Origin of the sequence: Moorena sp. SIO1F2, assembly GCF_010672755.1 — a bacterium.
In the GTDB taxonomy this organism is placed as follows: domain Bacteria; phylum Cyanobacteriota; class Cyanobacteriia; order Cyanobacteriales; family Coleofasciculaceae; genus Moorena.
Genome location: NZ_JAAHFV010000075.1, coordinates 1 through 20647, shown reverse-complemented (window position 1 = coordinate 20647; position 20647 = coordinate 1). Strand labels below are relative to the sequence as shown.

Annotated in this window: 18 protein-coding genes; 10 read left to right on the top strand and 8 right to left on the bottom strand. The window is 43.4% G+C overall.

The features are described from left to right. The first annotated feature begins 197 nt into the window (after positions 1-197). Complete coding sequence (locus F6J94_RS12040) at positions 198-3095, top strand: ATP-binding protein (RefSeq protein WP_293040138.1); 2898 nt, start codon at positions 198-200, stop codon at positions 3093-3095. A gap of 204 nt (positions 3096-3299) precedes the next feature. Here F6J94_RS12040 and ruvA read toward each other — a convergent pair whose 3' ends face one another. The 4 genes from ruvA to F6J94_RS12020 all read right to left on the bottom strand — a co-directional run bounded on the left by ruvA (position 3300) and on the right by F6J94_RS12020 (position 5265). Further along, positions 3300-3935 (bottom strand): Holliday junction branch migration protein RuvA, encoded by a 636-nt coding sequence (gene ruvA, locus F6J94_RS12035; RefSeq protein WP_293040136.1) that lies wholly within the window; start codon positions 3933-3935, stop codon positions 3300-3302. Next, positions 3904-4095 (bottom strand): hypothetical protein, encoded by a 192-nt coding sequence (locus F6J94_RS12030; RefSeq protein ID WP_293040134.1) that lies wholly within the window; start codon positions 4093-4095, stop codon positions 3904-3906. Before F6J94_RS12030 ends, ruvA begins: the two co-directional genes overlap by 32 nt. After that, the gene (locus F6J94_RS12025) at positions 4019-4183 is read right to left on the bottom strand and encodes a hypothetical protein (protein WP_293040132.1); all 165 of its coding nucleotides are present in this window, start codon (positions 4181-4183) and stop codon (positions 4019-4021) included. Before F6J94_RS12025 ends, F6J94_RS12030 begins: the two co-directional genes overlap by 77 nt. A gap of 326 nt (positions 4184-4509) precedes the next feature. Continuing rightward, positions 4510-5265, bottom strand: a complete 756-nt coding sequence (locus F6J94_RS12020) for a sucrose-phosphate phosphatase (protein ID WP_293040130.1) — start codon at positions 5263-5265, stop codon at positions 4510-4512. A 152-nt stretch (positions 5266-5417) separates the two neighbouring features. Here F6J94_RS12020 and F6J94_RS12015 point away from each other — a divergent pair, with 152 nt between their 5' ends. Continuing rightward, positions 5418-6317 carry an MBL fold metallo-hydrolase gene (locus F6J94_RS12015; protein ID WP_293040128.1) on the top strand — a complete coding sequence of 300 codons (900 nt, stop codon included), beginning with the start codon at positions 5418-5420 and terminating at the stop codon, positions 6315-6317. A gap of 136 nt (positions 6318-6453) precedes the next feature. Here F6J94_RS12015 and F6J94_RS12010 read toward each other — a convergent pair whose 3' ends face one another. After that, complete coding sequence (locus F6J94_RS12010) at positions 6454-6864, bottom strand: DUF2780 domain-containing protein (RefSeq protein ID WP_293040140.1); 411 nt, start codon at positions 6862-6864, stop codon at positions 6454-6456. Positions 6865-7378: 514 nt separating this feature from the next. Between F6J94_RS12010 and F6J94_RS12005 the strand changes: the two genes are divergently transcribed. Then, positions 7379-7771, top strand: coding sequence for a hypothetical protein (locus F6J94_RS12005; RefSeq protein WP_367142198.1), 393 nt, complete (start codon positions 7379-7381; stop codon positions 7769-7771). Between the two features lie 144 nt (positions 7772-7915). Here the strand turns inward: F6J94_RS12005 and F6J94_RS12000 are convergent, their stop codons facing one another. Then, entirely contained in the window at positions 7916-9604 is a 1689-nt protein-coding gene (locus F6J94_RS12000) for an NAD-binding protein (RefSeq protein ID WP_293040126.1), read from the bottom strand. A gap of 893 nt (positions 9605-10497) precedes the next feature. Between F6J94_RS12000 and F6J94_RS11995 the strand changes: the two genes are divergently transcribed. The 6 genes from F6J94_RS11995 (at position 10498) to rbsK (ending at position 16305) form a co-directional block, all read left to right on the top strand. Continuing rightward, a complete protein-coding gene (locus F6J94_RS11995; protein ID WP_293040124.1) occupies positions 10498-11115 on the top strand; it encodes an IS607 family transposase in 618 nt (205 codons plus the stop codon). Then, positions 11072-12325 carry a transposase gene (locus F6J94_RS11990; protein WP_293040122.1) on the top strand — a complete coding sequence of 418 codons (1254 nt, stop codon included), beginning with the start codon at positions 11072-11074 and terminating at the stop codon, positions 12323-12325. Before F6J94_RS11995 ends, F6J94_RS11990 begins: the two co-directional genes overlap by 44 nt. Before the next feature lie 273 nt (positions 12326-12598). Next, positions 12599-13006, top strand: coding sequence for a thiol-disulfide oxidoreductase DCC family protein (locus F6J94_RS11985; protein ID WP_075899731.1), 408 nt, complete (start codon positions 12599-12601; stop codon positions 13004-13006). A 353-nt stretch (positions 13007-13359) separates the two neighbouring features. Further along, a complete protein-coding gene (gene ebsA / locus F6J94_RS11980) occupies positions 13360-13734 on the top strand; it encodes a type IV pilus biogenesis protein EbsA (RefSeq protein WP_008191631.1) in 375 nt (124 codons plus the stop codon). 37 nt (positions 13735-13771) lie between these two features. Then, positions 13772-14854 (top strand): phosphotransacetylase family protein, encoded by a 1083-nt coding sequence (locus tag F6J94_RS11975; protein ID WP_293040120.1) that lies wholly within the window; start codon positions 13772-13774, stop codon positions 14852-14854. Between the two features lie 521 nt (positions 14855-15375). After that, positions 15376-16305 (top strand): ribokinase, encoded by a 930-nt coding sequence (rbsK, locus tag F6J94_RS11970; RefSeq protein ID WP_293040119.1) that lies wholly within the window; start codon positions 15376-15378, stop codon positions 16303-16305. 219 nt (positions 16306-16524) lie between these two features. Here rbsK and F6J94_RS11965 read toward each other — a convergent pair whose 3' ends face one another. Next, positions 16525-17088 carry a Uma2 family endonuclease gene (locus tag F6J94_RS11965; RefSeq protein ID WP_293040117.1) on the bottom strand — a complete coding sequence of 188 codons (564 nt, stop codon included), beginning with the start codon at positions 17086-17088 and terminating at the stop codon, positions 16525-16527. Between the two features lie 112 nt (positions 17089-17200). Beyond that, complete coding sequence (locus tag F6J94_RS11960; protein ID WP_293024540.1) at positions 17201-18718, bottom strand: ATP-binding protein; 1518 nt, start codon at positions 18716-18718, stop codon at positions 17201-17203. Positions 18719-19166: 448 nt separating this feature from the next. Between F6J94_RS11960 and F6J94_RS11955 the strand changes: the two genes are divergently transcribed. After that, positions 19167-20647 (top strand): response regulator (locus F6J94_RS11955; protein WP_293040115.1); only part of this gene is annotated, 1481 nt, incomplete at its 3' end.

Here is a 20647-nt window from a genome sequence, read left to right as displayed (position 1 = left end):
CTAAAGCGACGTGGAGAGATTGTAAAGTCCGTAAGGTTGACTAAATTTGAGCAATACTTCAACTTAAACAATAGAGTCTGCTCAATATAATTCCTTAGCCTCCTCAGGTGTCGGTTGTCAGTCAAGAACTGCTACTACCCACTATCCACTAATCATTATTAGCCAATAACCAATGACAACAGCTCAACCGCTAAATCATGGACGAGATTATCAGACTACTGATCGTAGAGGATGATGAAGTTAACTGCAAAGCCATAATTAAAGCTCTTAACAGAGGGGGTATACCCGTAAAAATAGCTGTTGCAGTTGACAGCAAAAGCGCTAGGTCGATCATCGCATCACGCTGCGCTAACTCTACCCTGACCCAAGCGAGTTTGGACTGCATTCTATTAGACTATAACTTACCGGATGGGGACGGATTGACTCTGGTTAAAGAAATCCGTGATGCTGGGATTGAAGTCCCTGTGATTGTGTTGAGTGACCAGGGGAACGAGCAAATTAATGAGCAAATTGCGGTTGAGCTGATCAAATCTGGAGCATCGGACTATCTGACCAAAAGCCAAATCTCACCAGAAAATCTCTTACGTAGCCTCTCTAATGCAGTTCGCCTCTACCGCGCAGAACGGGAAGCAGCTGTAGCTCATCAGCGGCTGAAAGAAAGCGAAGAACGCTACCGCTTGGTGCTAGAAGGTTCCAAGAACGGGATCTGGGACTGGAACCTGATCACTAAACAACTGTATTGTAATGACCGCTTCTATGAAATTACTGGCTTGTCCCCTGAACAGATAGGGAAGTACCACCATAACTTTTCTCCTGATCTCTTATTTAAGTTACTAAATTCCTCAGATTTACTCAAAGTTACTAAGGCGGTGGCTAGTTACCAACAAGATTATCTTGAACTGGATGTAGAATTTCACCTACCCTGTGCTTTTGGAGAAGATCGCTACTGTACTGCTCGTGGCAAAGCCCAGTTGAATGATCAAGGAGTACCATTCCGGATGTCTGGTGTAATTACTGATATTACTCAGCAGAAGCGAGCAGAAGAATCCCAGCGATTTCTGGCGGAGGCTTCTGCTGTACTTTCAGCTTCCCTCGATTACCAGACTACATTGGACAATCTAGTGCAGCTGGTAATCCCTCGCTTTGCTGATTGGTGTGCCATTGATGTAGTATCGGGAGTTGATAGCTATGATACTCCCCAGTCTTACCAGCGTCTTGCGGTTGCCCATGTTAACCCAGAGCAAGAGGAGTTGATTTGGAAACTGCACCGTTGCTACCCTCCCCAGGGGGATGAAGAGTATGGCAATGGCAAGGTTTTACGTACAGGTTGTACGGATACCTATTTTGAGGTTTCTGATCAATTCCTAAGAGCTGCTGCTGAGGATCCTGACCATCTCAGGATGTTACAGGCATTGAAAATTAAGTGTTACATTTGTGTACCTTTACGAATGGGTTCACAAATCTTGGGCTCAATTTGGTTTGTCAGGAGTGACTCAGGTCGCCGCTACAATGAGATCGATGTGAAGTTGGCTGAGGATTTAGCTAGTCGCGCTGCCCTAGCCACTGAAAATGCGCGCTTATACCGAGAGGCAAACCAGGCGAGTGATGATCTCAGGCAGGTAATTACGATTCTCAATGAACAGCAACAGCAATTGAGAACCCTACACCAGTTGACTAATCTCCTCAATCAACGACTGACTAACCTTCCAAATCTGTTGCAAGAGATCGTATCGGAGGTAGCTAAAGCGATTGCTGGGGTTGAATTTTGTTTCATCATTCTCAATAATTCCCTCGGTAACCCTGAAGTATTAAGGGTTACCGAGGGAATTCATAGACAAAAGTTCCACTGGGAAGACATCTTGCCCCTTGAGCAAGGGTTACTATCTCAAGTCTTTTTAACTGGCAAATCTCAGTTAATTCATCGCAAGGGTTGGGATGCGCGGCATCCGGAAGAGGAAGTACCTACAGCTATTTACGCTGTGGCGATTGAGTCTGTGCAAGCAGGACGCTTGGGAGTACTAGGTATTGGCAATTGGGAAGACCCAGAGGGATTAGACCAATCAGGTCGGAATCTGCTAGGAGCAGTGGGTGAACAAGCTGCGATCGCAATTGATAATGCTCGCATGATTAATGAACAAGCTGCGATCGCAATTGATAATGCTCACATGATTAAAGCCTTAGAGGAGCAAGAAGCGCGTTTAGAGTTTCAGAACACTATGCTGGCTCGGCAGAATCGAGAACTGGAAATCAGAGATGCATCCCTCAAGCTACAGAACCTGCAATTGTTGGAAGCAGCACGGTTGAAATCCCAGTTTGTTTCGACAATATCCCATGAGTTACGGACTCCCATGAATGCCATTATTGGTTTTTCCCAGGTCCTATTGCGTCAGCGTCAGGGCTCCTTGACCCACCAACAAGCAGATATAATCGATCGCATTGTGAATAATGCTCAACATCTACTGACTCTGATTAAGGATATGATTGACCTGTCCAAAATTGAGGCAGTTTGTCTGGAGTTAACCTTGGAAAGTTTGCATTTGGACAGGTTGATTAAAGAAACTATCAATGAATTCCGTTGCCTAGCTGCTCAGAAGGATTTAGGGTTGTATATCCAAACCAATTTACAAAATCCCATGGTAATCAATGATAGCCTCCGCCTGCGGCAGATTTTGGTCAATCTGGTTTCCAATGCGATTAAGTTTACCGAAATTGGCAGGGTAGAGGTGGTAGTCAAGGAAATTTCCACCGACTGGCTGATGCTCACTGTTAGGGATACGGGAATTGGAATTGCCCAAGATGACTTAGAGCATATTTTTGAGGAGTTCCAACAAATTGATCAAACCACAACTCGCAAGTACTCGGGTACCGGCTTAGGACTGGCAATTACAGAATCTTTAGTCAAGTTGATGCAAGGAACGATTACGGTAGAGAGTAAGGTGGGTAAGGGGTCTACCTTCCATGTCAAGTTTCCTAGACGAGTAAAAGCTTCTACTGGCGATTGTCTTGATTGCGATCTACCAAAATCTAAAACCCTAGCTTGTTCTTTTTTGCCCCAGACTCTTAAAGGATTTCGTGCTCGAAGGGTAATTTATTAGGTTGCAGGTTGCAGGTTGCAGGTTGCAGGTTGCAGGTTTCAGGTTTCAGGTTTCGGTTAGATTATAGCGGTTCTGTTGTGGGATGAGGTAAACCCAAATTTCTTCAACCTCCTCCCCCTATTCCCACTCTCCCCCTAGTAGCGCTGATCCAGATGTACCTCACTCGTGGAACCGCTATATTTATAGATGCGATCAGGAACATGATCAGCGACTCAACCAAGCGATCGCTTCTCGAATCCAATCTTCCGCATTCTTACTTTTAGCGACCTGAGGATCCTCACTGATAGCATGGAGTGCTTGAGCGATTTCATCATTTTCATATCCCAAAGCTAACAAGGTCATCTCCACATCTTCCTGAATTCCTGGTGAGAGTCCATTAGCAGATAGTGGGGACTCTACCTCTGATACCTTATGCCATTGAGCCAACTTCGTTTTCAGTTCTAGAGCAATGCGTTCAGCGGTTTTGCTACCCACACCAGGGGTTTTGGATAAGGCACGAATATTACCTGTGACAATCGCTTGGACTAAATTAGGCAATCCCAAGGTGTCCAGTAGTGCGATCGCTAATTGAGCACCAATACCGTTGACACTAATTAACTGACGAAATAAATCCCGCTCAGCCGCTGAGGCAAAACCGTATAGCACCTGTTGCTCCTCCCGGATTTGCAAATGGGTGAAGATTTGCACGGTTTTTTCCGATAAAGCTACGGGCAACTCCTGGGACAAACGGCGAGTGATTTGTATTTCATACCCAATGTAGTTGACATCTAGAATCAGAGTGACCCGATTACCGGTGCTTTTTTGAATGCTAGCTACTGTCCCCTTGAGATAGCTGATCATTAGTTGAAGGTTGAAGGTTGAAGGTTGGTTGAAGGTTGAAGGTTAGTTGGTTGAAGGTTGGTTGAAGGTTGGTTGAAGGTTGGTTAAACGTTGTTCGCGTAGCGTGGCCAATAGGCCAAGGTTGAAGGTTGGTTAAACGTTGTTCGCGTAGCGTGGCCAATAGGCCAAGGTTGAAGGTTGGTTAAACGTTGTTCGCGTAGCGTGGCCAATAGGCCAAGATTGTTCGCGTAGCGTGGCCTATTGGCCAAGGTTTAAGGTTTAAGGTGATTTGGTTGTTCGCCTTTGGCGTCCGAAGTAGGGGAGGTTATTTGGTTGTTCGCGTAGCGTGGCCTATTGGCCAAGGTTGGTTTAAGGTTGTACTCCACCACGAAAATAGTGAAGGATAGTTGAGAGCATAACCTGCAACTTACCAACCTGCAACTTGTAACTTGATTAATCTGCAACCTACCAACCTGCAAGTTGTTAACTCGATTAACCTGCAACTTGTAACTCGATTAACCTGCAACCTACCAACCTGCAACTTGTAACTCTAACAACCAGCAACTTGTAACTACTTCTTAATTATTGGCGACCATTACTGACACAAAAAGCTAAAATAATTCAAACCTTCTAGTATACCACCTGCACAGTTAGCTTGAGCCATGTAATGGTAATCTGCTGAGTTGTTTTCGTACCACTCCCGAAGTTCTGGTCGGGCGTTACCCACTATAATTCCTCGGGAAAAGCCAACGCTAAATAAGGCAATGTCATTTCCTGAGTCGCCACAAACCACTGTCCGTTCCGGCTCAATTCCCCACTGTTGTCGTAAAAATTCTACCGCTAGACCTTTATCGCTATTGCTGGGTAGAATGTCTAAGTCTTTCCCACCACTATAGATCAACTTGAAATTAAGACCCGTTGCCTGAAGCTGAGATTCCAGTTGAGGTAGCACCGTCAAAGCTGCTTCTTCCGTCAGGTGATAGCTGACTTTAAAGGGACGTTGTTCTGATTCTACTTGGGGAATTAAGTCAGGATATTGGGCAGCCGTTTCGACAATCATGTCCCGATCCCAGCCTTCAGATAACTTGGACCACCAGTCTGGATTGGGCGTATCTTGGCCATCATTATCATAAATTTCTGTACCCACAGAGGTGATCAGAGCATCTGGATCAAGAAGTGGCTTCTCGGCTTTCAGCTCGTGGTAGGAACTATGGGATCGCCCTGTAGCATAAACGATTCTTGTACCATGTTCTTGGCGATGCTGACTTAGCAGAGGGTTCAGTTTAAGCAGAGCCGGATCATCCCCTACTAAAGTATTGTCAAGGTCAGTTACAAACAGAAATTTAGTCACGATAGGATTAGGGTTGGTAATCTCGCCAAATGCTTAGAGTTTGGCTATTGCCTTATTGTCCTACATGGGTGTAACTGAAAAATGCCCTTTCGCTACAATTGATTTAGCTATCTGGCCTGGTACTAAGCGCAATCCCTATGACATAGACAGTTATGGCTCATCTCAACCAACGCCGCCCTCAAAATATTAGTGGTGACTTTTACGTCGATAGCACCTGTATTGATTGTGATACCTGCCGTTGGATGACTCCGGAAGTGTTTCATCGTGCTGATCAGCAGTCTGCAGTTTATCATCAACCTGCTAATGATACAGAACGCTTGAGAGCTCTTCAAGCCCTATTATCTTGTCCCACCTCTTCTATTGGTACTGTTGAGAAACCTATAGAGATTAAAGACGTTCAGCAGAGTTTCCCGATCCCAGTGGCAGAGAATGTCTACCATTGCGGGTACCATTCTGAAAACTCCTATGGTGCTGCTAGCTACCTTATCCAACGCCCCCAAGGCAATATTTTAATCGATTCTCCCCGCTTTACACCGCCACTGGTCAAAGGTCTAGAGGCAATGGGTGGGATTCGTTACATCTACCTGACCCATCGGGATGATGTGGCAGATCATCACAAATACAGACAGCATTTCCAGTGCGATGTTCCTTCGGAACCGCGTTGCGAACGCATTTTGCATAGAGATGACATTACCACTGATACCCGTGATGTGGAAATTCAGCTCACTAGTTCCGAGTCTTATCCCTTAGACAAGGACTTGTTGATTATCCCAGTGCCTGGTCACACCAAAGGTCACACTGTTCTACTGTACAAGAACAAATTTCTCTTCACCGGTGACCATCTTGCTTGGTCTGATCAACTTCAGCAACTGATTGCCTTTCGCCGCCACTGCTGGTACTCCTGGGAGGAATTAATCAAGTCAATGGAGAAATTAACCAACTACTCCTTTGAGTGGGTATTACCAGGACATGGACGCCGGTATCATACTGATGCTCAGACTATGCAAGATCAGCTGAACCAGTGTCTTGTCTGGATGAAGCATCAAGGATGAAGCATCAAGGATGAAATTAAGTAACCACCTAAAATCTTCCCCCTGATCTCCTTGATGCTCCTACTTTGGTAAAACATACCCAAGTCTTGGGTTGATCCCTCATTACGATCACATTTCAGCCATCCAATCAATTGTTCTAGCTCAACACTTTTGCCAAAAGGTTTTTGATCTCGTCCCCACCTTGGCTTTGAACGAAAGAGAGGACAATCGGTATAAATTTAGAAATCTTCCCACTATCCATGCCTAGTTGATCAAAACCTGCTGCCAGGCTAGCTAGAGTGCCTAATTGTCCAACGCCACCACCCACTGATGCCGCTAATCCTCCCAAGGCTCCCATCATGCCACCACTTTTTGGTGCTGCTTGGAGCAAATCATTTATCCCTGGAATATATTGCGCTACTTGGGCAAAACTCTTATCTCCCAGCTTGTCCTTTGCCAGTTGGAAAATAAGTCCAGCTCCGCCTTGGGCTTGATTTTCTTGCACTCCCAGGCTTTCAGTTAACAGTTGAATAAGTTCCATAGATGCTCTCTTATTCGATTGCGATATCGTTGCCGCCTTAATTTAACATCCGATAGCAAAAATACTCATTTATTTACATTTTTTTAACATAGTTATCTATCACTATTTATATTTTATCTTTTTTAACACAACCCATAAAATTTATACACAACTAGTAACTTAGAGCAGTAAGTTCATTTTTGGGCTATAAGCTAGCTGAATTTAAGGGTTAAGGAAATTAACAAAAAATTAATCATTAATCTATAGCAATCCGATCGGATTCGTGAACAGTAACAGGTTTTACTCAGGATTCAGGAAAAATACCACTCAGGGCGATTTTCAAGAAAAAATTGCTAAATTACATTTGTTAGATTACATTTGATTACAGGAAACCGCTCGAATCTTAACTAAATTACTAAAAAATCTAAAGTATTGATAATATAAATAAAATATCGCGCTTAAGCTGAATAATTGTTTTCCAAGTTACGTAAAATGAAATCCAGAGGTGCGACCCGTGGCGAATTTAATAATTAGATGCGGAAAGCGCACCTAATAAAAAACTTTGACCTATCTGGAGGTTTCTATGGTCAGCTACGCATCACCAATGGGAATGGGAGTTAAGTTAACAGCTAACCCAGGGGATAGAATTGCCACTGAACCCCAAACTATTGAGGAAAAAGCGAAGCAGGTTGCTGTCGATACGATTGATATTACAGGGGATCACATCAAAGTCCCCACTTACTTTGTAGTGAAATACCCTGATGGTGAAACCAAGGCGCTACACCATGTCAAGGATGCTGAAGCAATTTCCGATCTGATTCGGCAGATGCAACTGCAGCAAGAAGAGTGGCCTCAAGAATCAGAGGAAGTTAAACATTGGTTGAACCTACCTGGCATCCTTGTAATATTGGCTGGTTTCTTAATGACTTCCATTGTCCTAGTTGGTATTTTCTAGCTGCGCTAATCCTGCACGAGTAATCATGAATAATGAGTGATGAATGATGAACCTTAGACTATAGCTAGGGCTGTATCATTCATCCTTCATTGTTGATCATGTTCAGATTAGATGCCATTAGATGCCATGGGTTCCATTTGTCACTCACCTCAGCATCATTTGAGGTGGTGTTGTGCGCCACAATTGCTCTAAACCAACTGCTGGCATGGTTAGATACAAAAGATCACCTGCGGCTAGGTTAATTTCCAATAAATCCCAGCCATGAATCGTTTGATACTTAGTTTCAACATACAGTGGTACAAAGTCAGCGGATCTGGCAGCATCTTTAACACGGCGTCCACAGAAGGGATGCTCGGTGGTAATCTTAGTTGCTAAGGCAACCCAAAGCGTATCACCAATCATACCATTGCCTAACACTTGTCCACCTAATGCCGCAGCTGCAAAAGAAGGAGTGGCTAATTCTGTGGGAGACAATACTGCTTCAAATTCAAACACTTGCTGTACCATGTGGGAAAAGTGGGGGTCTTGATTCCGGACAACCACTGACAATTTTGAAGCTAGACTTTTGGCACTTAGAGCAATTTCTAAATTGGCAGTATCATCACTAGTAACTGCTAACAGGGCTTCTGCTCGTTGGATGTGTGCTGCTGTGAGTGTAGCAGGTAAACTGGCATCTCCGTGAATGACTGCAATACCAAGAGAACGAACAATGTTCAGGAAACGATTGTTGGGGTTACTTTCAATGACCACCAATTCATGGCCTTGGGCATGAAGTTGGTAGAGGATTTGGACTCCTACATTTCCCAGTCCACATACAACGTAGTGATTTCTGTAGGGAACTCTCGCAGCATCCCAAAACTGTTTGAGTCGGGTACCTAAGACAAAATCGTTTAGTAGAGCATAGCAAATCCCAATCACACCAGCCCCTACTAACATCATCACAGCAGTAAATACCTTAATAGTGTCCGGGGACTTTTCTGCTACTTCTTCTTGACCACCAGCACCCGTAATCATACCCACAGAAAAATATAGAGCATCAACAATAGAGGTTTCTAGGTTGACACACACATAAGTCAATGTGGCCGTAAAAATTATCAGGAGTAGGAAAAGGGTCACTACTAACATCGGTTGAGCATGATGCTGAAACTGTTGTAAGTTTGTGAAGACTTTCAGCAGTTTCTGTAGCCAGGATTGGCGTTTAGCACGAACCCGAGGCTGAGTACCAATAATTAAGCGATCGCCAGGTTGTAACTGTTTGCCCTGAGCTACTGCGGAAACTAGATCTAAATTCGAGTCCATCGGTAGGTAGTAGATCAACATTCGCCTACGCTCATCCCACAGGTCACTCAACTGTGTTCCCATCCAAGGGTGGCTTTCGGTGATAATTTCTTCGTGTATCGGCCAGGTTTGATTGTGTAGCTTGAGTTGCCCAATGGCTCGATTCCCCATTGCTGCGAAGGCAAATACCGGTGCTGCTAGAGAAGAAACACTCATGCTGACATGATCGGGTAGGGTCTGATCTAAACGAGTACCTAGGCTGCTATTAAACAATCGGTTAACGATCCGAATCCGTGGATTAATCACTCGTGCCTGAGTCAGGATTGCCAGATTGAGAGCATCGTCATTACAGGCGAGAACTAGGGTTTGGGCATGTTCGAGTCCAGCGGCAAGTAGGGTAGAAACAGCCCGCAAGTCTCCAATAATAATATTGTTTTCGTCACCAGGCATTATTCTGTTGCTGATGCCAACAACAGCTACTCCCTGCTGCTTCAGTAAGCGGAATATTTTGTATCCAGTGCGACCCAAGCCACAGATAATGATGCGGGGTTTCATGTGTCAACCTTGTTGACCGAAATAATAGTTGTCGTTTTGCATCTAGCTAAGTGTTCTTTTACAATTCTTATCCAAGATAGCTCAAAGAATTGTAGCGGAAGACACTGGTGCTGGGAACGAAAGGGTAAAATCTCACAGCTTTTGCCATTCAGGTAAGCTGCTGACCATCTAATTTGCCTATTTCAGGGTGATCAGGTTTCAGGGTGATCAGGAGATGGAGCAACGGATGGGTTAATAGATGTAACGGATGGGGGGATAAGGGCATGGGGGTGCCGGAAAGCCTGCAATTTAAATGCGGATTAGTTGAATAGGACGTGGACATTATGATATATTAGTGAACCAACCACAAAATCAATATATGTCTAAGGGGTCGCGGATTTAAATTGTATAGCTTTGATTAAGCTCGAAAAACTCATTAACCCTATGCCCTGATCCTCATCGGTCCCTGCTCCCTTGCCGATTCAATATATTAAAATAAAATCAATAAATTAGATATATAAATTAGATGTAGATGCCTCACAGCTGATCACTCCCTCGACCCGTCACCCCTTCATCTTCAAAGCAACTGGTTACAAATATCTACCAAGGTGTACTAGGAATGGGGCAGCCTCTCAATGGCTGGAAGCTTGTATTGACTTGATAGGGCAACCTCCTGCTCGTATATGAACTCGCTGTAGTCAGCTAGATTGTCCAGCCCCAGAAAGTTGAGGATGATCTCAGCTGCTAGCCAAATTGTGATTCTAACCAATAACTGCCGCCATCGTATTATCATTGCATCAGACCTCCTGAGTATAGGTGAGGGAGCACTTCCTGTTAAACAATTTCCCCGACATAATTGACATTTACTGACATCCTAGACTACAGTGAGAAAGTAACAGATCAAACAGCTTCAGATGGATGGATCAGTCAATTACGTTCCTCCCCGAGTCGCCTCCAACAGGCTCGGGGTTAGTACCAAAACACTTGAACGATGGCTTGAGTCAGGTAAAATTCAAGGGATCAAAACTCCTGGGGGACAAAGAAGATACGACCTCAATTCAGTTGTCTCTATCCCATCAGAAAAAATTAGGAGAGACCGATCTACTATCTTGTATGCCAGAGTTTCAAGCCGCTCTCAAAAGAACGATCTTGAACAACAAGTACAGTTTCTCCAGTCTCGTTATCCAGACGCAGAAATCATCAAAGACATCGGGAGCGGACTCAACTTTAAAAGATTTGGTCTTCAAGCCTTACTGGACAGAGTTATCGGCGGTTCTTGCAAGTATGTTGTCGTTGCCCACAAAGATAGGCTTTGTCGCTTTGGGTTCGATCTTATCTCATGGCTGTGTTCTAAATTCCAAACCAAAATACTGGTTCTCGACGAAAAGAACCTCAGCCCAGAACAAGAAATGGTTGAAGATGTACTCGCGGTCATCCATGTCTTCAGTTGTCGATTGTATGGACTCAGGAAATATAAAAACAAAATCCTTGAAGACAACGACTTACCGAGTATATCCAAACAAGGATCTTGAGAAAATATGGAAGAAGTGGGTCGCCGCTGTCAGGAAAGTTTACAACATATCAATCGAGCAACTGAATAAGAACCAGGGTTATACAAAGGTAGGAAAGAAAGGAGGAAAACATGGCTTTAGAACTTGGTTAAAACAATCTGGGTTAATCCCTGAGTGGTGCAAAAGCCTAAATGTTTCTAAAATACTAGATAACGCTTCCATGGAAGCTTATACAGCTTGGAAGGGAACGGCTAAACAACCGAAGTTCATAGGTATTGGTAAAAAAAGAAAGTCCAATCCACAAGCTGGTCTAAAGTTAGCAAAGTTCCGTAGTGTAAGGGATCAAAAACAAACAATTCAGTTTGATCCAACAGCTTACAAAGGGGGAAGATGGATGGTCTCCACGACTAAACATTTACCGAAGCCTAAGTTCAAAGGTAATAATCACTGTATATTGACAGACGGTTCTACGGAACTGACTTACAACAAAGGAAGATGGTTCGCTCATTTTCCAGTTGAATTTACAACAGAGCCTACTCTTACCAGAAAAGTGGTAGCTTTAGACCCTGGCGTCAGAACATTCATGACAGGATTTGATGGAAATCAATTTCTTGAATTTGGAATTGATGACTTTCAGAGGATAGCCAAACTTTGCTCTCATTTAGACAAAATAAAAAGTAATCACGATCAGGCTAAGGGACACAAAAACAAGCATAAACGTTATCGACTAAAAGCGGCAATGGAAAGACTCAGAACTAAGATTAAAAATCTAAGAACTGAAATCCATAAACAAGTTGCCTCGTATTTAGCAAAAAACTATGACGTAATTATCTTGCCTACATTTGAGACTTCTCAGATGGTTGTAAAGAAAAAGCGTAAATTGAGGAGTAAAACGGCTAGGGCTATGATGAACTGGGCATTTTATCAGTTTTCGCAAATATTAGAACATCTGTGTAATCGGTATGGTTCCAGATTGGTGAGAATGACAGAAGAGTACACTTCAAAAACCTGTACAAAATGTGGACATATTCATAGAAAACTTGGTAGTTCTAAGAATTTCAAATGTCCAAAATGTAATTATGAAATCCATCGAGATTTCAATGGAGCCGTTGGGATATTCCTGAAGGCGATGTGGGATACCACCTTCCTCAACAATGTTGGGGATGTAGTACTCAGCGTATCTGACACCATAGACAGCAATGTCTATGATGTCATGGTTTGTCAGGGTTAAAAGTATCAGGTTAGGTTTATGGTTGTGATAATCTGTTCAATTTAGTTATCAGGCTCAATTTTGTCTTTTATGCGCGCCGTATGCAGCAATTCCGTCCCGGTGTGCTTACAGTCGTCGAATTAAATTCGCCACGGGTCCGGTTCGCTTGGTGAACGATTCAATTGAAACTTGATAGGGCACGCTTCTGCAATGTTTAGGACTACAGTAGTAGTCAAACATAGCGTTATAAGCTATTTTGGGGCAGATAAACTAGGATTTAGGAAAGAGGCAGCAATGGGATATCACGTTATTTACGATGGCGACTGTAATCTTTGTGTGACTCTGGTACAGCTATTAGAAAATCTGGATCAGGGCAAGCTATTTAATTACATACCCATGCAGGATAAAGAAGCTTGCGGCAAATTACGGGTAACACCTCTTGAGTGTGAGATGGGTATGATTTTGATCGATGCTTCTTCTGATGATTGCCGATGGCAAGGAAGTGATGCCGCTGAAGAGATTGGGCGTCTATTGCCATTGGGTAATATCTTTGTATCGGCTTATCGGGCAATGCCTGGAGTGAAATCGTTAGGCGATCAGGTTTATGAGCAGATTCGGGATAATCGTTACACTTGGTTTGGTAAGCGTTCTACTACGTATAAATCGGTTTACCCAGTAGGTTGCAAGGCTAATCCCAGTTGAGGCTAGACTAGAGACTCAATCATAAGCATTCAGCCGTCAGCCTAATGCCGTCACCCTAATGCCGTCAGCCGTCAGTACCTCAAGTAGCGCATGAGCAGCAGAGCAGCAGAGCAGCAGAGCTAAATGCTTACACTCAATCAACTTTTATCCGCGCTTCTTGTAATTAGAAACACACAATTCCCTATTATAAACTTTGGGGATAAGCTTAACCTATAGGAAAGTTGAATGTAATGTATTAGAATACTTATTTTCCTGGACTAATCATCTGATCGTGATGGGTTTTCCATCACGGAGATTGTCCCATAGGAATAGTTACATCAATACCATCAACGGCAATTGAGTGATATTCAGCCATGTCGATCGAAAAACTTAAGCCTGCCGACAAAGGAGCTGTCGGGATTTATGTTCCCTACTACCAGGGTAATAAACGGAATCTTTTACCTATAGCAATTAGCCTCTACCAACAAGGGTCTTTGGAAGGTCGTCGCCACATAGAAGGCGGTGATAGTATTCCCTTCGTTGCTACTTGGTTTGTATCTAATCTTCCTTCGGAATTAACTCGTTGCCGATTACAGTTTGATGGTAACGCGGATCTCAGTTACGAACTGACTATGCAAAATTCTGAGTTTGTGAATTACTTAATCGAAGTGATTATGAACTTTAAGCGATCGCGCATAACGGATTTTTCCAAGGCATTCTACCGCAAACTACTACGCATTGATGAATAAACAACCAGTTCTCTAGTTATAGGAGTGTAAATAAGGGGTGGCAAAATCCGCTAAGTATTTACTAATTGGGTCAACAGAAGCTTACAGCGGTAAGTCAGCAACGATCCTGGGAATTGCCGATCAACTGCAAGCAAAAGGGATAACGATTGCCTACTGTAAACCACTGGGTACCTTTTTGAGTAGCAATCAAGGGTCAACGATAGAGGAAGATGTCCAGTTTATCACTGACATACTTAAGTTGCCAGATAACATGGTGCGATCGCCTTTGCTGTTTATGGATGCTCAAACCATTGAAAAACGCTTGGGAGGACAAGACTCAACCGATTACCGTCAGTCTCTTCAAGACTATCTCCAATCACTAAATAGTGATGTAGTTTTGGTGGAAGGAGCAGCAACCTTGAGTGCGGGTACTCTGTTTAACTTATCATTACCAAAAGTTGCTCAGACAATTAATGCTGCTGTCTTATTGGTGGCTCGTTTTCACTCGGTTTTACTAGCAGATGCGTTGTTATTTGCTAAGCAACGTCTAGGGGAAAGCTTACTGGGAGTTTTAATTAATGATATTCCCCAAGACAAGCTATCAAGGGTAAAAACAACATTGAAACCGTTTCTGGAACGGCAAGAAATCCCAGTATTGGGAATGATGCCTAGAAATAATCTGTTGCGCAGTGTTAGTGTTCGGGAACTAGTACTTCAGTTGCAAGCTAAAGTGCTATGCTGCCCTGACCGCTTGGATTTGATGGTGGAAAGCTTGACCATTGGGGCGATGAATGTCAATGCTGCTCTGAAGTATCTACGCAAGGGCGTTAATATGGCGGTGGTGACGGGAGGCGATCGCCCAGACCTTCAGATGGCTGCTCTAGAAACCTCAACCCACTGTTTAATTCTTACCGGTCAAGTTCAGCCTCAAGCGGTTATTCTCAGACGTGCTGAAGAGTTTGAAATTCCCGTACTTTCCGTTGATTTAGACACCCTCACTACTGTTGAGATTATTGACAATTCTTTTGGTCAAGTACATCTCCATGAAGCAATTAAGGTGGAGTGTATGCAACAGATGATGAATGAATATTTCGACATTGAGCGGTTGATCAAGTTACTTGGTTTGAAACCAGCTTTATAGATGCATTAGTTGAAGGTTAAAAGGTGAGAAGGTTATTCGCACAATGCGATTCTGTATAGGGTAGGTTTGCAGGTTCCGTAGCGTGGGCTATTGGCCAAGTTTAAAACGTTAACTTGAAAGTTACTAAATAAATTATAACTCTGTTAAAGGTAACTCTATTATAGCGTTTATCGTAGCTATGAGGTACACATTATTTTTTCCCTCTTCCCTCACTTCCCCTCCTGGGAGGGGTTAGGGGTGGGTTACTCTTACCTGCTCCGAAGTCCCTGCTCCGAAGTCCCTGCTCCGAAGTCCCTGCTCCCTAAAACCCATAAATTTGTACCTCACAAGTCGTAGAATTGCTATAAATTAAATATGAAAACAATTCTGGTTTTTGTCATCATTAATTTTGAAGGTTGTCAGGTTATAATGTTGAAGGTTAAAACGTTTGCCAAAAGGCTACGCTAAGCGAACAACGTTAAACTTGCTTGCCTTCTAACTCTTTTCAACTTTCAATTTGCTAACTTGTAATTTTGTTAACGATGAAACCAGTTATTGTTTTCGGCAGTATCAATATGGATTTGGTAGCCAAAACTCCCCGGTTACCAGTTCCAGGTGAAACACTACAAGGCCATGAATTTTTTACTGCTCCTGGTGGGAAAGGGGCCAATCAAGCTGTGGCGGTAGCACGGTTGGGTATCCCCACTAACATGGTGGGGCGCGTTGGTTGTGATGATTTTGGCACTCAGCTACGCTACAGTCTAGGGGTAACGGGTGTTGACATCGATAGCGTTTTGGTTGAGGAGGCGGTGAGTTCTGGGATTGCAGTGATTTCGGTGGATCAGGCTGGGGAGAATACCATTATTTTCCTGGCTGGTGCTAATGGGCATGTTAATGAAACTGATGTGGAACGCCTCAGTAGTTTGTTGCCAGAAGCCGCTGTTTTATTGATGCAGTTGGAGATTCCCATGTCAGTGGTGCTTTTAGCAGCAGCCGCAGCTCAGAAAGTGGGTTGTCCAGTGATTCTTGATCCAGCACCAGCTCAGGACTTGCCAGAGGAACTGTATGGCATGGTGGATATTATGACACCGAATCAGTTGGAAGCCTCTGTACTAGTGGATTTTCCTGTCGATACCATAGAGTCAGCGAAGAACGCATCAGAAGTACTGTTGCAACGAGGTGTGGATACGGTGATTGTGACCTTAGGGGAGCAGGGGGTTTTCTGTGCCACTGCTTCTGAATCGTTCTTCGTCCCTGCTTTTTCTGTTGAGGCTGTGGATACTGTGGCAGCTGGAGATGCCTTTAATGGTGCAATGGCTGTGGCAATAGCCAAAGGGTTACCGTTGCGGCAAGCGGTAATATGGGGAGCTGCAGCTGGGGCGCTTGCTGTGACTAAGGCTGGGGCTCAGCCGTCTTTGCCGGATAAAGAGACATTCAATGCCTTTCTCACAGAATTAGGTATTAGCTATTAGCTATGATACCATGATAGTCTTAGATATTAGATATTAGATATTAATTCTTAGATATTAATGATTGCTAATAGATCATTTCCCCGAAATTTGCTACTACTGGAAATCCTGATGGTGGAGCTACTCATTAATACTAATTAATCCAGTTTGAGCAAATTATTGAGTTTTGGTAGTACGTCTTTTTCAAAACTCAGCCACTCAGCAGTCACTACTATACAGTAACTATACAGTAACATCCTCATAAATTAAGGAGATGGGACAACTAAAATCAATGCTAGTCAAGTGAATTTCGTCTCCTTCTGTGTAGGGATTGAGTTCCCATTTGCCTTGTGGATTGCGCCGGAAGCACTCGATAGTGATCTGTTGAGTATCAATCAAAAGGTATTCTTGTAAGGTTTTGATGCGGCGATAGTTAGCAAATTTGCGACCTCGATCAAAGGCTTCAGTGGAGGGAGAGAGGACTTCTGCAATTAGACAGGGATGATAAATGACTTTGAGGGCATTGCTGTCTCGTTGGTCGCAGGTTACCATGACATCAGGGTAGTGAAAGGGTCCTTTTTCTGATACACCCACTTTGACACTAAAGATAAAAGGACGACACGAACCTCCCCGCAAATGGCTTTTTAAGGCAGTGGCAAGATTCAGAGCAATGGTTCCGTGGGGAATAGTTCCCCCAGTCATAGCATAGACTTCGCCGTCGATGTATTCATAGTTAAGTTCTTGCTTTTCTTCCCAGTCTAGATAAGCTTCGGGAGTCATGTACTCTCTGTGATAAGAAGCAACCATAACCACCTCTTTTATGTCCTGTTTTGGAGCTAGTTGAGCTTGATTTAAACTATAGCGCGAAACTCCCCCTGACCGAAACCGCGACATATGATAAGACAAAATATTTTTGCTTTCATACCTGCTCGCTTTCGACAGGGCCTTCAATATTGCTTTTTCTAAAAAGGGGTATTGTAACTGTAAACGTTGTCCCTTGGTTGAGAGTGCTTTTAACTTCGATTTGACCGTGGTGATTCTCAACTATTGTTTTAGCGATCGCTAAACCTAGCCCAGCTCCTTTTGCTGTATCATAAGGTCTAGCTGGATCAGCTCGATAAAAGCGATCAAAAATGTGAGGTAATGCTGATGGTGATATGCCTCGACCGGAATCAGTTACCTTGACTTGAAGGAGGTAGCGCGGTCTTGGGGTTCCCCCCCATGAGGGAGTAACGGTGAGGAATGGCAGGTTTCTTGCCCTATGTTTGCTGGGAGGTTCTAACTGTTGTAATTCCACTTGAATAAATGCTTCCCCTGGAGTTTTGGTAGAAGCGGGTGTGTATTGCACAGCGTTATTGACTAGATTGGTAAATAAACGTGCCAATTGATTCCAATCCCCCTCAAGGGTAAAGGCATCTTCGTCGAATGTTGGATTTTGGAACACCTGACTAGGGCAGGCTGGCCGAAATGCTTGACCATCCTCCATCTCCCCCTCTTTCTCCTCTGTCCCCTGTACCTGATCGGGATTGGGGATGTCAATCAAGTACAGGGAAATCCCTTTTTCTGTAGCAATCAGTTGTTGCTCCTCGATCACTTCCATTAGCAAAGCATCTAGGTGGACTAATTGCCACTGGGGTTTTACCATACCGCTATCAGCACGAGCCAAAAACAGCAGGTCATTGACCAGTTTTCCTAAGCGCTGGGTTAATCGCTCTATCACTTCGAGTTGGTGCCGTTGCAGCTCAGATGCCAAATCGGGATCCCCCAGAGCAACTTGTACATTAGTCTGAATCGTGGCAATCGGGTTTCTGAGTTCGTGGGAAGCATCAGCAGTGAATTGTTTGAGCCGTTGGTAGGACTCCCGTACTGGTTCCATAGCCATACCAGATAGTAACCAACCAATAGCACCAGTAGAGATAATTATCACCACTGTACCTAGAGTCAGATCAAATATCAGTTGGTGGCTGGGTTTGGTGACTTCAAACCATGGGTGGCTAACCCGTAAATAACCCAAGATATAATCCTCGATTTGCACCAGTTGGGTTAACTGTCGCAGGAGATGCTCTGCTGATAAATGAACTGTTGCCCTAGTGGTGTTGGTCTTTAAGGGAATAGTTAAGGGTTCTGAGAAGGTTGACCACAGCAAATCCCCCTTCGGACTAAACCACTCCAGGTCAATGTGGTCATCTTCTACCCCATCACTATTGTCTCGAAAACTGGCTTCAATGTTAAATTGGTAGGGCATCTCGCCATGGTCCACAGGTTGAATCACCAGTGATCGCTCTACCACTTCTACGACATGTTTGAGGGTGTCATCAACCCGTTCAATCAGGGTGTGGCGGACATAAAGATAGACAGCAGTTGCAAATAATAACAGTAAGACTGCCGTGACCGTAGTGTACCACAGAGCAAGGCGTCGGCGAGTAGTTTGAAACATGCTTATTTAACTCAGATCTTGAGCACAACTGAGAACCGAACCAGTTGCTGCCAGTGTAGAGGACAAAGCTAAAATTGATATCGTGTCCGACTTGTCAGAAACGATCAGCCCTTAGCCTAAGCTGATCATGCCTAATGCCTTCAAGGATAAACCTAATTCTTGAAATCTTACTACGATTACGCCTCCTCAGATTTAAGATTAATTTTATCATTCGAGGCGAAATGATCCATCGAAGACCCTCAGACGGTATACTTTTTAGTATTTTAATCCCCTTAATCTCAAGGATTATACGGATTTTATGTGAATTTTTTAGGAAATTATCCGTATAAGTACGGAGATAACGATTAGTGAAATTACGGTGGAAACAGGTTTTTTTTTAAGTCAACATTAACATAATAGAGTTAATTCATATCTCACAGATGTTTGTTGATTAGTTAACGGTATTTCAATGTCATCAACATACCTACCAGTCACTTCTCCTTCAGCTGATCAAAGCAATTTCCCTGCACCAGTCCCTGCTTCAGTTATTTATTTTCAGAATAAACTGCCCAAAGAAAGACCAGAGCATCCTGATTGTACCCGAATCCTCTTAATTGAGGACGATATCCAGGATATTGAGCTCATTAAAGCATTACTCAAAAAGGCCAAACATTTTCCAGCAACACTCACCCATGTAGAGACCTTAGAGCAAGGTATCGAATGCCTAAAGCATGGAAATATTGATATCGTACTCTGTGACCTGTTCTTACCAGATCAGCAAGGCCTAGAGACATTTTGTGAAATTTATGCCCAGTTTCCGGAAGTGCCTATAATCATTCTGAGTGGACTGACTGATGAGAATTTAGCCATAGAAGCGCTACAAGAAGGAGCACAGGATTACTTAGTTAAAGGACAATTTGATCGGAACCTATTGGTACGAGCGATGCGCTATGGCATTGAGCGGCAACGACTGCTGTTAGCACTGAAGCGACAAACTGAAGCCCTACGAGCCAGTGAAGAGCAATTTCGCACCATGATTACCAGAAATGCTGATGGTGTTGTCATTATTGATCACAATCGAGTGATTCAATTTGTTAATCCAGCAGCAGAATCCCTGATCAACTGTAAAGCGGAAATACTCCAAGGAGAAATATGGTGCAGTTCCCTAGTGGTTGGCCAAACTACAGAACTAGATATTTGCTCCTCCTATGGAAAAATTGTTATTGTCGAAATCCAGCTAGTAGAAATTCAATGGGAAGGGAAAAAAGCCTATATGGCATCACTGCGAGATATCACCACTCGCAAGGAAATAGAAATTGCTCAGAAGCAACTGAATGATGAGTTAGAACGTCGGGTTAAAGAGCGCACAGTTGAACTAAGAGTAGCCAATGCTCAGCTCCAAGTTTTGGAAGTTAAACTACGTCAATCACTGCTGAAAGAGAAAGAATTGAGCAAATTTAAATCTCGGATTATCTCTAGCATTTCCCATGAATACCGCACCCCATTAACTACGATTTATTCATCAGCAGCAATCCTGGAACGGTACTGTGATAAAATTGATCCGACTCGGCAAGTAAAACATTGTAGACGTATCCAATCCATGGTTCAGCACCTGACTGGTTTAGTGGATGATGTGCTATTTATTAACAAGACGGAATTTGACCAACTAAATTTCAAACCAGAACCTATATACTTAGTTGAATTTTGTATTAAATTAGTTGATGAAATCAAATCTAAAACCACAGATAAACACCAGATATTGTTTAGCCATGAAGGTGATTGTAAGGAATTTACATCAGATCCTAAGATGCTACGACAAATGCTAACTAATCTCCTCTCTAACGCTATTAAATATTCTCCTCAAGGAGGCACAGTCGAACTTAACCTTAAGTGTGAAACTAATCAAGTAATACTGGAAGTTACAGATGAAGGGATTGGCATTCCTAAGCA

What these genes read in the sequence shown, in the direction of transcription:
- F6J94_RS11965 (WP_293040117.1), bottom strand. Translation starts at nt 17,088, where the DNA reads ATGGTTGCTTCTTATCACAGAGAGTACATGACTCCCGAAGCTTATCTA.
- F6J94_RS11985 (WP_075899731.1), top strand. Translation starts at nt 12,599, where the DNA reads ATGGGATATCACGTTATTTACGATGGCGACTGTAATCTTTGTGTGACT.
- rbsK (WP_293040119.1), top strand. Translation starts at nt 15,376, where the DNA reads ATGAAACCAGTTATTGTTTTCGGCAGTATCAATATGGATTTGGTAGCC.
- F6J94_RS11995 (WP_293040124.1), top strand. Translation starts at nt 10,498, where the DNA reads ATGGATGGATCAGTCAATTACGTTCCTCCCCGAGTCGCCTCCAACAGG.
- F6J94_RS12040 (WP_293040138.1), top strand. Translation starts at nt 198, where the DNA reads ATGGACGAGATTATCAGACTACTGATCGTAGAGGATGATGAAGTTAAC.
- F6J94_RS12015 (WP_293040128.1), top strand. Translation starts at nt 5,418, where the DNA reads ATGGCTCATCTCAACCAACGCCGCCCTCAAAATATTAGTGGTGACTTT.
- F6J94_RS12000 (WP_293040126.1), bottom strand. Translation starts at nt 9,604, where the DNA reads ATGAAACCCCGCATCATTATCTGTGGCTTGGGTCGCACTGGATACAAA.
- ebsA (WP_008191631.1), top strand. Translation starts at nt 13,360, where the DNA reads ATGTCGATCGAAAAACTTAAGCCTGCCGACAAAGGAGCTGTCGGGATT.
- ruvA (WP_293040136.1), bottom strand. Translation starts at nt 3,935, where the DNA reads ATGATCAGCTATCTCAAGGGGACAGTAGCTAGCATTCAAAAAAGCACC.
- F6J94_RS11960 (WP_293024540.1), bottom strand. Translation starts at nt 18,718, where the DNA reads ATGTTTCAAACTACTCGCCGACGCCTTGCTCTGTGGTACACTACGGTC.